The sequence below is a fragment of the Actinoplanes sp. NPDC051346 genome (assembly GCF_040682215.1).
GTDB lineage: Bacteria > Actinomycetota > Actinomycetes > Mycobacteriales > Micromonosporaceae > Actinoplanes.
The window spans coordinates 137,517-150,932 of the sequence record NZ_JBFBAJ010000009.1 but is presented as its reverse complement, the minus strand read 5'-3'; the positions used below and the strand labels follow the sequence as shown (position 1 = coordinate 150,932).

Below are 13,416 nucleotides of genomic sequence, written 5' to 3'. Positions count from 1 at the left end.
CCATCCGCATCCCACCCACGCGACACCACCGATGGAGGAGCCATGCCGTACGCCGCGATCACCTACAACGTCAAGCCCGACCACGAGGACGAGATCGCCGAGATCTTCGCCCATTTCCAGCGGGTCAGCTCGCCCGCCGTCCGCGACGCGGGCGGCGCCGAGGTCGGCAGGCTGCTCGGCACCGCCGTGTTCATCAAGGACACGGTGATGGTCCGGGTCATCCACTACGAGGGCGACTTCGCGCACATCGCCCGCACGATGGCGGCGCAGAAGGGCGTGCACGCCATCGAGGACAAGCTCGCGCCGTTCCTCGCCGAGCAGCGCGACACGGCCACCACCGAGGGCTTCGGCGCGTACTTCCGCGACGCCACCATGCGCTGCATCTCGCAGCTCTCGGTCGACACCCTGCCGGCGAACGCCTGAAACGGCGGTTTCGAACCGCCCTGTACCCGGATTCGAGTGCCACCGGCGACGGTGGCACCCGTACCCATCGAGGAGAGGTAACGCCCATGTCAGGACTCGTAGGCTGGATCGACTTCGCGCGGGATCTCGAGCGACAGAGGCCGACGGTCATCACCATGACCGCCACGCTCGCGCAGCGGGGCCCGGACGCCGAGGCGGTGTGGGTGTCCCGGCACGCCGCGCTCGGCTACCGGACGCTCGCCATCGACGAACCCGCCGAGGCTCAACCCTTCGTCGTCAACCTCGGCGACCGGGCGGTCGCCGGCGCGGTCACCGGATGGCCCACCGGCCTGGACACCCTGCGGGCCAAGCTGCGCCCGGTGGAGGGTGCCGGCATCGACACGGCGGGTACGGCCGAGCTGTTCGTGCGGGCGTACCTGCGGTGGGGCACGACCTTCGTGCCGGAGCTGACCGGCACCTTCGCCATCGCGCTCTGGGACGGGCGCACCGACGAGCTGGTCCTGGTGCGCGACCACCTCGGCGGACAGCCCATCTACTACGTCGAGACCCCCACCGGCCTGGTGTTCGGCTCGGAGCGCAAGGCTCTGCTCGCCCACCCCGAGGTGCATCCCCGGGTGGACGCCGCCGGGCTGCGCGAGGCGATCTCCCAGGCGCTGCCGCACGGGGGCATCTTCGGCGGCTTCGGCCGGGTCGGCGCCGCCGAGATCGCCCGCTTCGACCGGTCGGGATGGCGCCGCGAGCGGTACTGGAAGTTCACCACCGAGCCGCACACCGACGACTACGAGACCACCGTCGCCACCGTACGCGACATGCTCGCCACCAGCGTGCGGCAGAACCTCGCGGACGACCCGTCCCGCATGCTCGTCATGCTCTCCGGCGGCATCGACTCGTCCTCGGTGGCCGCCCTCGCCGCCGAGGAGCTGCGCCGCCGTGGCACCGGCCCGTTGCGGACGTTCACCATCGACTTCGCGCGCAGCGAGTTCCAGGCGGACGTCATGCGCAGCACGAACGACACACCCTTCGCCCAGCAGGTCGCCGAGCGGATCGGCTCCCGGCACACATTGGTCGAGCTGGAGACCAACGACATCCTCGACCCGGTCGTGCGCCTCGGCATGCTGCGCTCCAAGGACTTCCCGACCCGGCAGTACGACATGGACACGGCCCAGTACCTCACCGTGCACCGCGCCGCCGAGCAGGGCTGCAAGGTGGTCTTCGCCGGGTACGGCGGCGACAAGTACTTCCAGGGCGCCACCTGGTATACCCACCGCGACCTGGTCGAGTCGGGAACCTTCCCGTGGATCGCTCTCGCCCGCAAGCACGGCTCCCGGCACGGTTTCGGCACCGGCCTGCTCAACGCGGGCACGCTCGCCGCGCTCGACCTGCCCACCTACTACGCCGACGAGTACGCGACCGCCGTCGGCGAAGTGGAGTTCCTGCCGGAGGAGGACCCCTGGCAGCGCAAGATGCGCACGATCGCCTACCTGATGAACACCCGGTTCAGCATCGACGCCGGTTCCTACGCGGCCGCCGGGCTGCAACTGCGCTCGCCGATCAACTACCACCGGCTGGTGCAGTACGCCTACAACATCCCGAACGCCATGCACAACACCGGCGACATCGAGAAGGCGGTGCTGCGCCAGGCGGTCGCCGACCTGCTGCCCGAATCTGTGCTGCGGCGGCACCGCAGCGCCTCCCCGGTCAGCAACAACGCCGACTACCCGGCCGGCCTCCAGCGCGAGATCGCGGCCATTGTCGCGGATCCCCAGGCGCCGGTCCGCGAGCTCATCGACCTCGACCGCGCCGCCGACCTCGCGGGCGACCTGCCGCGGCTCGCCAAGGACCGGATGGCCCGGGCGGACGTCGAGCTCACCATCCAGCTCAACCAATGGCTCGACCACTACCGCGTGCGGCTCGCGCTGTGAAGGACGGTTCCCCATGATTTTCGACAACATCCTCGAGACGATCGGGCGTACGCCGGTCGTCCGGCTGGGATGCCTCGACCGCTCGTACGGCTCCGAGATCCTCGTCAAGCTCGAGTCCTTCAACCCGGCCGGCAGCATCAAGGACCGCCCGGCCCTGCAGATGATCACGGCGGCGGAGCGCGACGGCCGGCTGCGCCCCGGCGGCACGATCGTCGAGTCGTCGTCGGGCAACATGGGCAAGGCGCTCGCGCTGATCGGCGCGGTCAGCGGCTACCGGGTCATCATCGTGGTCGATCCGAAGGCCCCGCGCTCCATGCTCAACTTCGTCGCCGCCCTCGGCGCCGAGGTGGAGATGGTCCGGCAGCCCGACGAGAACGGCGGATTCCAACGCCCGAGGCGGGAGCGGGTGGAGCAGCTCGTCGCCGCCATCCCCGGCGCCTTCTGGCCCAACCAGATGCACAACCCCGACAACCCTCGGGCCCACGCCGAGAACACCGCCCGCGAGCTGCTCGACGACGTGCCGCGGTTCGACGTGCTGATGGCCACGGCGAGCACGGGCGGGCACATCAGCGGCCTGGCCCGCACGGTCAAGGAGAAACTGCCCGAGGTCACCGCGGTCGCGGTGGACGCGGTGGGCTCGGCCGCCTTCGGCCACCCTTTCCGCTCCTACGCCATGCGCGGGCTCGGGCTCGCCTGGCGGCCCGGCAACCTGGAGATGGCGTTGGTGGACCGGGTGCACCTGGTCGACGACGCCGAGGGCATCGCCACCAGCCGGCTGCTCGCCCGCACCGAGGGACTCATGGTGGGGGAGTCGGCGGGCGCGGCGGTCTTCGCGGCGCTGCACCACGCGCAGCACCACCCCGGCAGCCGGATCGTCGTCGTCGCCGCGGACGGCGCGGTCAACTACCTCGACGAGTCCTTCGACGACGGCTGGCTGCGCGCCAAGGGCCTCGCCGCCCGGATCGCCGCGGCCGGCCTCGGTGACCTCGACGGGCTGCTGGCGGCGGCCCGCGAGCCCAGCCATCCCCCGGCCGCCCTCGCCGACCTGTTGGCCCTGACCTGAGCCGCACCGATCCAAGGAGGACCGCATGCTGGCACACCTCGAGCGGCTCGCCCGCCGGATGGACGAGGCCGGCCTCGACGCGTTCGTGGCCACCACGTTCGAGAACGTCTACTACCTGACCGGGGTGGCGAGCCAGCCGGCGCAGACCCACCCGCACGGCGGCCGGTGTCTGGCGGTGGTCGTCCGCGATCAGCTCGCGACGCCGTACTTCCTCACCTCGCGGTGCGACGTCGACCAGTTCCTGGACGCGGTGGTGCCGCTGGCCGACGCCGTCGGCTTCGGCACGTTCCACCGGGAACTGGCCGGCGACGCCGTGCTGACGCCGGCCGAGCAGCGTCTCTACGACGTGTCGGTGCTCGGCCCGGCACCCGCCACGGCCCTGGACGCGCTGACCGACGTGCTGCGCCGGGCGGGGGTGGCCGGCGGCTCGATCGGGATCGACGAGAAGGGCGCGCCGTTCGGTTTCCTGGCCGCCCTCGGCGACGCCCTGCCCGGCGCGCGCATCCTGCCCGCCGCCGAGGATCTGCGCTGGGTCCGCAAGGTGAAGACCCCGGCCGAGGTGGAACGGATCGCCGCCTCGGCCGCGGCCACCGAGGCGGGCATCCGGGCGGCCGTCGCGGTCGCCCGGCCCGGCGCCACCGAACGCGACCTCGTCCGCGAGTTCGAGCTCGAGGTCGTCCGGCACGGCGCCCGTCCCCGGTTCTCGCTCATCAAGTTCGGGCGTGCGGCGGTCGGCGGCCAGCAGCGCCCGACGGACGTGCCGCTGCGGCGCGGCGACGGGATCTGGTTCGACGTCGGCTGCGTTCTGAACGGCTACTGGTCGGACCTGGCCCGCACCTTCGTGCTCGGCGAGCCCGACGCGAAGCTGGCCCGCTACTACGACGCGGTGCTCGCCGGTGAACAGCGCGCGATCGAGGAGGCCCGTCCGGGTCTGCGCGGCAAGGAGCTGTTCGACATCACCGTCGAGGGCGTCCGCCAGGCCGGCCTGCCGCACTACCGCCGCCACCACGTCGGGCACGGCATCGGTGTGGAGATCTACGAACCCGTCCTCGTCACGCCGTCCAGCGAGGACGTGATCGAGGTGGGCACGGTGGTCAACACCGAGACGCCGTACTACGAGTTCGGCTTCGGGGCGGTGCACGTGGAGGACCCGTTCGTGGTGGAGCCCGCCGGGAACCGGCTGCTCACCACCCTGGACCGTGGGCTCGGTGTCCTCTGACCCCCACCCCGGGGCGTTACTTAGGGCAGCCAGCCGGGTAGCGCCCTGCCGGATTCGTAGGCCCACACCACCAGCTGGGCGCGATCGCGCAGGCCCAGCTTGGTGAGGATCCGGCTGACGTGCGTCTTCGCCGTCGCGTGACTGATCACCAGCCGGCCGGCGATCTCCTCGTTCGACAGGCCCTGCGCCACCAGATCCATGATCTCGGCCTCGCGGGCGGTCAGCGTGGCCAGCTCGGGCGCCGGCGGCGGCGGGGTGAGGCGTGCCGCCACCTCGGCGATCAGCCGCCTGGTGACCGACGGGGCGAGCAGGGCGTCGCCTCGGGACACCACCCGCACGCACCGGATCAGCTCGACCGGCTCGGTGTCCTTGAGCAGGAAACCGCTCGCTCCCGCGCGGATCGCGCCGTAGACGTACTCATCGGATTCGAAGGTGGTCAGGATGACCACCTTCACGCCGTCGAGGGCCTTGTCCGCGCAGATCTGCCGGGTGGCCGCGAGGCCGTCGAGCCCCGGCATGCGGATGTCCATCAGCATGACGTCGGGACGCAGCTCCCGGGCCAGCCGGACCGCCTCGTCGCCGTCGGCGGCCTCGCCGACCACGGTCAGATCGGGCTCGCCGGCGAGGATCGAGCGGAAACCCGCCCGGACGAGCGTCTGGTCGTCGGCCAGGACAAGGGAGATCATGGGGTTCCGTTCTCGTCGGGGGTGACAGGCAACCGGGCCTTCACCCGGAAGCCGCCGTCGGGGCGGGGGCCGGCGGTCAGCTCGCCGCCGACCGCGGCGGCCCGTTCGGCCATGCCGAGCAGGCCGTTGCCGTCGCGCAGCGCCCGCGGATCGATCGGCTGGGTGCCGTCGTCATCGACGGTGACCACGACGTGCCCGCCGGTGCACCGGATGTCCACGCCCGCGCTGCTCGCCGACGCGTGCCGCACGGCGTTGGTCAGCGCCTCCTGCACGATCCGGTACGCGGCCAGCTCGACGGCCGTGGGCAGCGGCGTCGTCGGCACGTCCACGCTGGTCCGCACCGGCAGACCGGCGGCCTCGGTACGGGTGATCAACTCGGGCAGCCGCGCCAGCGACGGGCTGGGCCGCACGGGATCGGCGCCGTCGGCCTGGCGCAGCACGCCCAGCACCGCCCGCACCTCGCGCAGGGCTTCCTTGCTGGCGCCGCGGATCGCCTCCAACGCCTCGAACGCACCGTCCGGCGACCGGGTGTGTAGGGCGGCGTTCGCCTGCACGTTGATCAGCGAGATCTGGTGCGCGACCACGTCGTGCAGGTCGCGGGCGATGCGCAGGCGTTCCTCCATGGCGCGGCGCGACGCCTCGCTCTCCCGGGTCGCCTCGGCCAGGGCCGCCCGCTGCTCCGCCTGGGCCACGTGCCGCACCCGGCCGCGCGCGACCTCGCCCAGGACGATGGCCAGCAGCAGGATCGCGGCCACCCCGACCGCCGTCTGGACCTGGCTCTGCACCGACGGGTTCCGGCCGGAACCGTTCAGATTGAGCGAGGTCAGCACCGAGAAGGCGATCGCCAGGAAGATCGCGGCGCCGATCGCCAGCCACCGCCCACGGTCGCGGGCCACGGTGTAGAGGGCGATGATGAACGCCACGGCGATCGGCGAGTCGGGAAACCCCAGCGGGTAGTAGAGCAGCCCGGTCGCGCTCGTGACCGCCAGCACGGCCACCGGATAGCGCTGGCGCCACACCAGCGCGACCGCGCTGAGCACCATCAGGGTCCAGCCGCCCGGCACGAGCGGCCGGCCGTCACGGTCGCCGCTGGTCAGCACGACGACGACGTCGAGGATGAGCACCAGGGCCGGGATGGCCACGGCCCGCCACCCCGGCGCCCACCGGGTACGCCACATGCCGACCACTGTAGGCACACCGCCGCGCCGACGGGTGCCCGCCGTCACCGGTCGGTCACTCGTAGCAGGACGGCCACTGCGTCAGGGTCGGCCACTGCTTCGGATCGTGGTTGCGGACGACCATGGCGTTCTCCCGCCGGGCGAGGTCGACGAGCTTGCGCGTACTGGCCCGGGCGCCGTCCGCGTCGAGGTCGAAGCGGGTCATCGGCCGGTTCTCCGGATCCATCGCGGCCTCCTGCGTGATCGCGTCCACCGCCAGCAGCACGGCGCCGGTCCGCGCAAGCCGGACGAGCACCGACTGATGTCCGGTGATGTGGCCGCCGGACTCGATGAGCTCGATCCCGGGCAGCAGCGTCGTGTCACCGTCGACCGTGCGGTACTTCAGGTGCGGCAGATCCCAGTGCGCCCGGGTGGCCTCGAGCCGCGCCTCGGTGCCGGAACGGGCCAGCTCGAGGTGGCTGTGCTGCACGACGAACTCGGCGTCGGGAAACAGGTCGTGGTTGCCGGCGTGGTCGGGATCGAAGTGGGAACAGACCACGATGTCGATGTCACCGGGCCGCACGCCGACCGCGGCGAGCTGATCCAGCAGGCCGGGATCGGTACGCGCGATGATCGGCGAATCGGGCGCGGCGTCGCGGGCGGGCCCGGTGTCCACCAGCACGTCGGTGCCGTCGTCGCGGCGGATGAGGTAGCCGCACGCCGGGCGGTCCTTGTAGTAGCGGATCGTGCCCAACTCGAGCAGATACAGTTTCATCCGGTGTCCTGTCGTCCGTGCGGGCGCCCCGAGCGCCCGATCGAGGAAAATCGTGCGGACCGCCGCTGGAGCGGCGATCCATCCGGGCTCGACGCCGTCGACGCCTCAGCGCAGCTGCCGCCAGAGTCCGCTCTCGACGGGATCAAGGGGCACGTCGGGGATCAGCCGCTCCGGGTGACCCGCCGGCGGTCCGTCCAGCAGCCAGTCCGGCGGAGCGACCGACGGCCTTTCCGAATAGCCCGCGGCGGCGCCCGGATGCCCGGATGCCAACCGCGCCCCACCGGATTGCCCCGCCGCGCCGGTGGGGAACGCCGGGCCCTGTGGCGACGGCTGCACTCCCGTGACGGCCATGCCGTAGGCGGCGAAACTGTGCCAGGTGCAGCGAAGCGCGGCGATGGCCAGCCGTCCGCATCGCCGGAGTGGTCCTGTCGCGTCCATCGGTCGGTACCCCTCTGCGTCCCGCGCGTCGGATCGATCTGATCCTCCGACGTGCCCCTCGACGTCCAAAGACGCAACCGATGGTGAGTGGGGACGCTCGAGGTCCCGTCGAGGCCGGATCCACGGCCGACGCGGCCGGAGCGGGAGGCTTCAGCGGCGGGAGCGGCGCTCCCACACCGTGCGCTGCACGACCACCGCGACGACAAGGCCCACCAACGCCATGATCGCGTGCTTCGCCTCGAAGCCCGGCCCGTCGTCGCCGAGGACGATCAGGCTCATGATCATCCCGAGCACGGCGCCGATGACCGCCGCGGCGATTGTCCTTGCCATGACGCAACCAACCTTCGAGAAATTTCGGCATTCGCCCGGACCCGGTCGAAACCTATTGCCACGGGTACGCCGCCACAACCGTCTGTGGATGTACGCGACGTCATCGCTTCCGTTCCGTGCGTACGACCACGGATGTAGGTGACGCGACGATCCGTGGGTGCGGCATCGCGCACAGTGGATCGTGTCGTAGGTGGCTCCGAACTGCGCCTTTGCCCCCGCCCGGGCGTCGGGACCCGTCCGCGCTCGCTATCCGATCTTCGTCGTGCCGTCCATATTCGCCATTCGCCGGTGTCGGGTCGTCGCCATTGGCGGCGGTGGTCAACAATTCTTTTCCCTATGAGGAAACAGTTCTTTTCTGCTTCGCCGAAGGTTTCGCACGCGGCCACACTCTTGGTGTGCTCCGGGCCGTTCCCTGCATCCTGCCTGCTGGATGCGCCGCCGGGCCGTGCCCGCGCGGCCTCTCGCATCCGGCGGTGTCGATTTCTCGACTCCGGCCTACAGGGCTGTCAGTCGGCTCTCAGGAAGCCTATATTGACGGTGATGCAACCGCTTCGATATTTGCGAGCGCAATCGTCGCCGGGGCGATGCGAGGAGCCGACAACGGGGGGATGACGGTGTTGGTGTGTCAACTGGATTACGCGCACAGACCCGGGCGGTCGACGTGCGGGTGAGCCTGCTCGGTCCGTTCCATGTGGAGCTCGAGGGCCGCCAGGTCGTACCCAGCGCTCCCAAGTTGCGTCAGGTCCTGTCCCTGCTGGCTGTCAACGCCGACCGGGTGGTCAGCTCGGAACAACTCATCGAGGAGCTCTGGGGCGACCGTCCACCGTCGAGCGCGACCACCACCCTGCAGACCTACGTCTACCAGCTGCGCAAGCTCTACCGGCTCGCTTGGAGGACCCGGGCGGCGCGGCCGGGTGGCGACGCGCCCGCCCTCTCCACCTCGCCCACCGGCTACGTGCTGATGCTGGCCTCGGACGCGGTCGACGCGACGAGTTTCGTACGCCTCGCGGACCGGGCCCGCGCGGAGCTGGACGCCGGCTCGCTGGAGCCGGCCGTGGACACCCTGCGGACGGCCCTACGGCTGTGGCGCGGCCCGGCGCTGGCCGAGGTCTCGACCGGTCCGCTGCTGCGGGCCGCCACCGTCTGGCTGGAGGAGCAGCGGCGCGGCCTCACCCTGCAACGCATCGACGCCGACCTGGCGCTGCGCCGGCACCACGAGCTGATCGGCGAACTGACCGCGATGGTCGCTCAGCAGCCCACGGACGAGAGCCTGCAGAGCCGGCTGATGCTCGCGCTCTATCGCGCCGGACGCCGCCTCGACGCCCTGCGCGTCTATCAACAGGCGCGCGAGGTGCTGGCCGCCGAGCTGGGTCTGGAGCCGATGCCGGAGCTGCAGCGGGTCCACCAGGCGGTGCTGGTCGCCGACCCGGCCATCGACGAGGACTTTCCCGGTGCCCGGGCCGTCACGTCGGTGCGCGGTGCCGCCGAGCCGCCGGATCAGCTCCCGCCGGACGTGGCCCGGCTGGTCGGTCGGCGCCACCAGGTGGCCGAGGTGTCGGCACCCCTCGCCGCCACCGACCGCAGTGCGGCGCCCGTGGTGGTGGTCGCGGGGCCGCCGGGGTCGGGCAAGACCGCCCTGTGCGTGCACGTGGCGCACAAACTGCGAGCGCGGTATCCCGACGGGCTGCTCTACGCCCGGCTGACCGACGACGAGGGACGGCCGCTCGACCCGGCCGAGGTTCTCGGCGGCTTCCTGCGCGCGGCCGGATACGCGGCCGGCGCGATCCCCGAGCCGCTCGACGAGCGCTCCAGCCTCTTCCGGAGCTGGTCGGCGGGCCGCCGGGTGCTCGCCGTGCTCGACGACGTGGCCGGCGCCGAGCAGATCGGCTCGCTGCTGCCGACCGGGCTCTCCTGTGGCACGCTCATCGCCGCCCGGCGACGCTTCTCCGACCCGGCCGTCGCGGCCACCGTCCACCTGGGGCCGCTCGCGTGCTCCGACGCGTACAGGTTGCTCGCGCACATCCTGGGGGAGGAGCGGGTCAACCGTCAGATCGCGGCGGCACACGACCTCGTGGAGCTCTGCGAGGGGCTGCCGATGGCGTTGCGGGAGGCCGCCGCCCACCTGGAGTTGAAGCCACACTGGCCGATCGCCCGACAGGTCAGTCGGGCCCGTGCGCGCGAGGAGCGCGGCAGCCGCCCGGCGACGCCCACCGAGGGCGTGCACCGCAGCCTCGGCCGGACGTTGCGGCTGCTCGGCGAGGAACTGCGCGCGGCGTTCTGCGGGCTGGCGCGGATGGAGGACCCGGCGTCGCTGGGCGCCGTGGCCGGGTTGCTGGCGGTCGAGGAGCGCCGCGCGGAGGAACTGGCCGAGGAGCTCGCCACCTTCGGCCTGGTGGAGGTCGAGACCACGGCCGCGATCCCGGACGGCTTCGTCTACCGGGTGCCCCGGCCTTATGCGGCCGCCGTCGCCCTGCTCAGCGTCGGCGGATCCCCGCCGCCGATGCTCACGGGCTGCCACCCCGCGCTGAACTGACCGGACGCCGGCGGAGTCGAGCCGTCCGCGATCCGGCCTCCATCGGCCGGGCGCACGCTGCCTCCTCTGGTGGAGGTGTGGCGATGGTCGAGGACGAGCAGTTACGCGTGGTGGTCGACGAACTGGTGGCCGTCAAACCCGCGCTCGCCGCGGGCAACGTGCGGCCCTACTCGCTGCTCACCGCCGACCTGGACCTCGACGCGCGGGACCTGGCCGAACTCGCCGACCGGTTCCGGATCGGCTATCCCGGCTTCGACCTCGGCGCCTGGGTCAACCACACCCGGACCGTCCACGGCGACAGCGTCGGCGCCATGGCTCGGGTTCTGGCCGTCCTTCGCTGTTGACAGTGGCCGGTTCGCCGGGCCGCGCGGCCGGTTCGCCGGGCCGTACCGCCCACCGACGACACTCGCGATTGGACGAGAACGGTCTCCGTCGGATAAATTGACCTCACGCCGTTGCGAGTTCTTCCCCCGTGGAATTCGCAGCGGCGCTTTTCGTGGTGCACCTTGGGCGCGAGTCGTCGCTGGCCCGTGGCATGCTGCGGGGGTGATCGTGACCTTCGACGCCGCGCTGTGGGTCTGGGACGCCCGGCGGACCGACACGTGGACCTTCGTCAGCCTGCCCGTCGACGAGTCCGAGGTCCTGCGGGAGCTGACCGCCGGCCGGCGGCGCGGCTTCGGCTCGCTGCGGGTCCGGGCCACGGCCGGCACGACCACCTGGACGACGTCGATCTTCCCGGACAAGGAGCGCGACACCTACGTCCTGCCGGTCAAGCGCGACGTCCGGCGCGCGGAGCACCTCGAGGCGGGCGACGTCACGACCGTGCGGGTGCAGATCCTGGACCTCTGATCATCCGCCCGTCAGGACGCCTTGCCGGCGGAGGTCAGCGACCTCAGCCGGAGATTCCTCAGCCCCCTCGCGGCATGGCTGCGGACGGTCGCCGGGCAGCAGCCGACGAGGCCGGCGATAGTCTCGTCGTCGAGCTGCTCGTAGTAGCGCAGCACGAGCACGGCGCGCTGGGCGCGGCCGAGCGTGGCCAGCCGATTCCACAGCTCGTCGGCCTCCACGACCTTCTGCGCGTGGTCGCCGACCCCGCCGCGGGCGTCGTCGAAGTCCGCCAGCCGCTCGCCGACGGCGTACACGTTGCGGGTCGCCCAGCTCCGCCGCCAGGAGAGGTACTCGTTGAGCACCATCCGGCGCACGTACGCCTCGGGCGCGTCGGTGTCGCCGATCCGGTCCCAGCGCACGTGGGCGCGGGCCAGCACCTCCTGGACGACGTCTTGCGCGAGGTGGCGGTCGCCGGTGAGAACCACCGCGTACCGCAGCAGGCCGGCAAGCCGCTCCATCGCGAACTGCTCGAAGGTCACACAATCCAGGATGCCGCCGGCATGCCACCTTATTCACCCGTGAGAGCACAATTTCTCCGACGGCCCCCGGCTGTCCGTCCCGCCGGCCGAGGCAGTATCCTGCGCCGGCCGGATTGCCACGGAAGGGACCATCGTGTACGAGCAGCCACCGTGGGGTCCGCAGCAGCCCGCCTACCCGCCTCACCCCGGCGGCGCCGTGGCGGTGACGCTCAAGCACCACCCGATCGCGTTCCTGCTCGGGCTGTTCAAGCCCGTCGTGGAGATCAACGGTCACCGGGTCACGGACGCCTGGGGGCGTACGGTCGTGCCGCTACCGCCCGGCCAGCACCACGTGCACGTGCACGTGCCGTACCTGTTGCCGACCCGGATCGGCGTCGCGGACCTCGGCGTCACCGTGCACCCGGGGCAGACCGTCGAGCTGGACTACCGGGCTCCGATGATCGCGTTCATCCCGGGAGCGCTGGGCCCGCCGCCGCAGAAGTACCCGGGCATGGCGGCCACGATCGTGCTGGGCGTCCTCACGCTGGTCATGGTGATGTGCATCTGCGCTGGTTTCGCCGTCAGTGCCCGCAGCGGATCCTCCGGCGCTCTCGGCCCGGCGGAAAAGCCCGGCCCGGCGGAAAAGTCGGCGATCGCCGTGGTGGTCGACACGACCGGCTGATTCGCCACCCGACGTCATCCGTTCGGGATTGCTTCCGGCGAATCGTTTTCCGCCGCCGTGCTAGATTTCTCGGCGGTGATATGACATCAATATTCGCGCGCAATCACATGTGCCACCGGCTTCGCTGACGCCGTGGCTGACCGAAGACCCCGCCACGGCGGGGTCGCCCGCCGTCGACGCGTTGCACCTGCGCCCCGTGGATCTGGTGCCCGAGATCCGGCTCTACCTCGCCGAGGATCCGACCCTGCTGTGGGCCCGCCTGGAGGCGGCCGCGGGGCAGCGGCTGCTGGCGCCGTTCTGGGCGTCCGCCTGGCCCGGTGGTCAGGCGTTGGCTCGCTATGTGCTGGACAATCCCGCGCTCGTCGCCGGGCGCCGGGTCCTCGACATCGCCTCCGGCTCCGGCCTGGTCGCGATCGCGGCGGCGCGGGCCGGCGCGGCGTCGGTGGTGGCCAACGACATCGACCCGTACGCGAGCGTGGCCATCGAGGCCAACGCCCGGGCCAACGGCGTGCCCGTGACATGCCTGTCGGATGACCTGCTCGACGGCGAGGCCGGCGACGGCGTGGACGCCGACGTCATCCTCGCGGGCGACGGGCTCTACGAGGAGACCTTGGCGGCCCGGGTCCTGGCCTTCCTGTCCCGACGGGCGGCCCGGGGGGAGCTCGTGCTGGCGGGAGACCCCGGCCGCGGTCATGCGGTCAGCGGGCTCCTCGAACGCGTCGCCGTGTATGAGGAGTCGGCGCTGGGCCCCGCCGAGGATCATCAGAATTCGCAGACGGCGGTGTTCCGCATGCGTCGCCCGGCGCCTCCGGACCCCCGGCGTTCCGCGGGCCTCTGATCGC

General features: G+C 71.8%; 15 protein-coding genes. 9 read left to right on the top strand and 6 right to left on the bottom strand.

The window, feature by feature from the left end; all coding sequences use genetic code 11:
* The first annotated feature begins 42 nt into the window (after positions 1-42).
* From AB0M36_RS22990 to AB0M36_RS22975, 4 genes are all read left to right on the top strand, one after another.
* Positions 43-423, top strand: coding sequence for a SchA/CurD-like domain-containing protein (locus tag AB0M36_RS22990; RefSeq protein WP_364160674.1), 381 nt, complete (start codon positions 43-45; stop codon positions 421-423).
* Positions 424-509: 86 nt separating this feature from the next.
* Positions 510-2,345 carry an asparagine synthase (glutamine-hydrolyzing) gene (asnB, locus tag AB0M36_RS22985; RefSeq protein ID WP_364160672.1) on the top strand — a complete coding sequence of 612 codons (1,836 nt, stop codon included), beginning with the start codon at positions 510-512 and terminating at the stop codon, positions 2,343-2,345.
* A gap of 13 nt (positions 2,346-2,358) precedes the next feature.
* Positions 2,359-3,408 carry a cysteine synthase family protein gene (locus AB0M36_RS22980; RefSeq protein WP_364160670.1) on the top strand — a complete coding sequence of 350 codons (1,050 nt, stop codon included), beginning with the start codon at positions 2,359-2,361 and terminating at the stop codon, positions 3,406-3,408.
* 25 nt (positions 3,409-3,433) lie between these two features.
* Positions 3,434-4,627 carry a Xaa-Pro peptidase family protein gene (locus AB0M36_RS22975; RefSeq protein WP_364160668.1) on the top strand — a complete coding sequence of 398 codons (1,194 nt, stop codon included), beginning with the start codon at positions 3,434-3,436 and terminating at the stop codon, positions 4,625-4,627.
* 20 nt (positions 4,628-4,647) lie between these two features.
* On the opposite strand, the gene AB0M36_RS22970 is transcribed toward AB0M36_RS22975, so the two are convergent.
* The 5 genes from AB0M36_RS22970 to AB0M36_RS22950 all read right to left on the bottom strand — a co-directional run bounded on the left by AB0M36_RS22970 (position 4,648) and on the right by AB0M36_RS22950 (position 8,013).
* Positions 4,648-5,313 (bottom strand): response regulator transcription factor, encoded by a 666-nt coding sequence (locus AB0M36_RS22970; protein WP_364160666.1) that lies wholly within the window; start codon positions 5,311-5,313, stop codon positions 4,648-4,650.
* Positions 5,310-6,491, bottom strand: coding sequence for a sensor histidine kinase (locus AB0M36_RS22965; protein ID WP_364160664.1), 1,182 nt, complete (start codon positions 6,489-6,491; stop codon positions 5,310-5,312). Before AB0M36_RS22965 ends, AB0M36_RS22970 begins: the two co-directional genes overlap by 4 nt.
* Before the next feature lie 55 nt (positions 6,492-6,546).
* Positions 6,547-7,245: an N-acyl homoserine lactonase family protein gene (locus AB0M36_RS22960; RefSeq protein ID WP_364160662.1), complete on the bottom strand. Its 699-nt coding sequence runs from the start codon at positions 7,243-7,245 to the stop codon at positions 6,547-6,549.
* A 105-nt stretch (positions 7,246-7,350) separates the two neighbouring features.
* A complete protein-coding gene (locus AB0M36_RS22955) occupies positions 7,351-7,683 on the bottom strand; it encodes a DUF6059 family protein (RefSeq protein WP_364160660.1) in 333 nt (110 codons plus the stop codon).
* 150 nt (positions 7,684-7,833) lie between these two features.
* Positions 7,834-8,013: a hypothetical protein gene (locus tag AB0M36_RS22950; RefSeq protein WP_364160658.1), complete on the bottom strand. Its 180-nt coding sequence runs from the start codon at positions 8,011-8,013 to the stop codon at positions 7,834-7,836.
* Between the two features lie 622 nt (positions 8,014-8,635).
* Here AB0M36_RS22950 and AB0M36_RS22945 point away from each other — a divergent pair.
* The 3 genes from AB0M36_RS22945 to AB0M36_RS22935 all read left to right on the top strand — a co-directional run bounded on the left by AB0M36_RS22945 (position 8,636) and on the right by AB0M36_RS22935 (position 11,395).
* Entirely contained in the window at positions 8,636-10,546 is a 1,911-nt protein-coding gene (locus AB0M36_RS22945) for a BTAD domain-containing putative transcriptional regulator (protein ID WP_364160656.1), read from the top strand.
* Between the two features lie 83 nt (positions 10,547-10,629).
* On the top strand, positions 10,630-10,890 hold the full coding sequence (locus AB0M36_RS22940; protein WP_364160654.1) for a hypothetical protein: 261 nt from the start codon (positions 10,630-10,632) through the stop codon (positions 10,888-10,890).
* Between the two features lie 202 nt (positions 10,891-11,092).
* Complete coding sequence (locus AB0M36_RS22935; RefSeq protein ID WP_364160652.1) at positions 11,093-11,395, top strand: DUF1905 domain-containing protein; 303 nt, start codon at positions 11,093-11,095, stop codon at positions 11,393-11,395.
* A gap of 11 nt (positions 11,396-11,406) precedes the next feature.
* Here the strand turns inward: AB0M36_RS22935 and AB0M36_RS22930 are convergent, their stop codons facing one another.
* Positions 11,407-11,913: a SigE family RNA polymerase sigma factor gene (locus AB0M36_RS22930; protein ID WP_364160650.1), complete on the bottom strand. Its 507-nt coding sequence runs from the start codon at positions 11,911-11,913 to the stop codon at positions 11,407-11,409.
* Positions 11,914-12,046: 133 nt separating this feature from the next.
* Between AB0M36_RS22930 and AB0M36_RS22925 the strand changes: the two genes are divergently transcribed.
* A complete protein-coding gene (locus AB0M36_RS22925; RefSeq protein ID WP_364160648.1) occupies positions 12,047-12,574 on the top strand; it encodes a hypothetical protein in 528 nt (175 codons plus the stop codon).
* Between the two features lie 181 nt (positions 12,575-12,755).
* Positions 12,756-13,412, top strand: coding sequence for a 50S ribosomal protein L11 methyltransferase (locus AB0M36_RS22920; protein ID WP_364161058.1), 657 nt, complete (start codon positions 12,756-12,758; stop codon positions 13,410-13,412).
* The last annotated feature ends 4 nt before the right edge of the window (positions 13,413-13,416 follow it).

What these genes read in the sequence shown, in the direction of transcription:
- AB0M36_RS22965 (WP_364160664.1), bottom strand. Translation starts at nt 6,491, where the DNA reads ATGTGGCGTACCCGGTGGGCGCCGGGGTGGCGGGCCGTGGCCATCCCG.
- AB0M36_RS22975 (WP_364160668.1), top strand. Translation starts at nt 3,434, where the DNA reads ATGCTGGCACACCTCGAGCGGCTCGCCCGCCGGATGGACGAGGCCGGC.
- AB0M36_RS22950 (WP_364160658.1), bottom strand. Translation starts at nt 8,013, where the DNA reads ATGGCAAGGACAATCGCCGCGGCGGTCATCGGCGCCGTGCTCGGGATG.
- AB0M36_RS22940 (WP_364160654.1), top strand. Translation starts at nt 10,630, where the DNA reads ATGGTCGAGGACGAGCAGTTACGCGTGGTGGTCGACGAACTGGTGGCC.
- asnB (WP_364160672.1), top strand. Translation starts at nt 510, where the DNA reads ATGTCAGGACTCGTAGGCTGGATCGACTTCGCGCGGGATCTCGAGCGA.
- AB0M36_RS22955 (WP_364160660.1), bottom strand. Translation starts at nt 7,683, where the DNA reads ATGGACGCGACAGGACCACTCCGGCGATGCGGACGGCTGGCCATCGCC.
- AB0M36_RS22970 (WP_364160666.1), bottom strand. Translation starts at nt 5,313, where the DNA reads ATGATCTCCCTTGTCCTGGCCGACGACCAGACGCTCGTCCGGGCGGGT.
- AB0M36_RS22960 (WP_364160662.1), bottom strand. Translation starts at nt 7,245, where the DNA reads ATGAAACTGTATCTGCTCGAGTTGGGCACGATCCGCTACTACAAGGAC.
- AB0M36_RS22990 (WP_364160674.1), top strand. Translation starts at nt 43, where the DNA reads ATGCCGTACGCCGCGATCACCTACAACGTCAAGCCCGACCACGAGGAC.
- AB0M36_RS22980 (WP_364160670.1), top strand. Translation starts at nt 2,359, where the DNA reads ATGATTTTCGACAACATCCTCGAGACGATCGGGCGTACGCCGGTCGTC.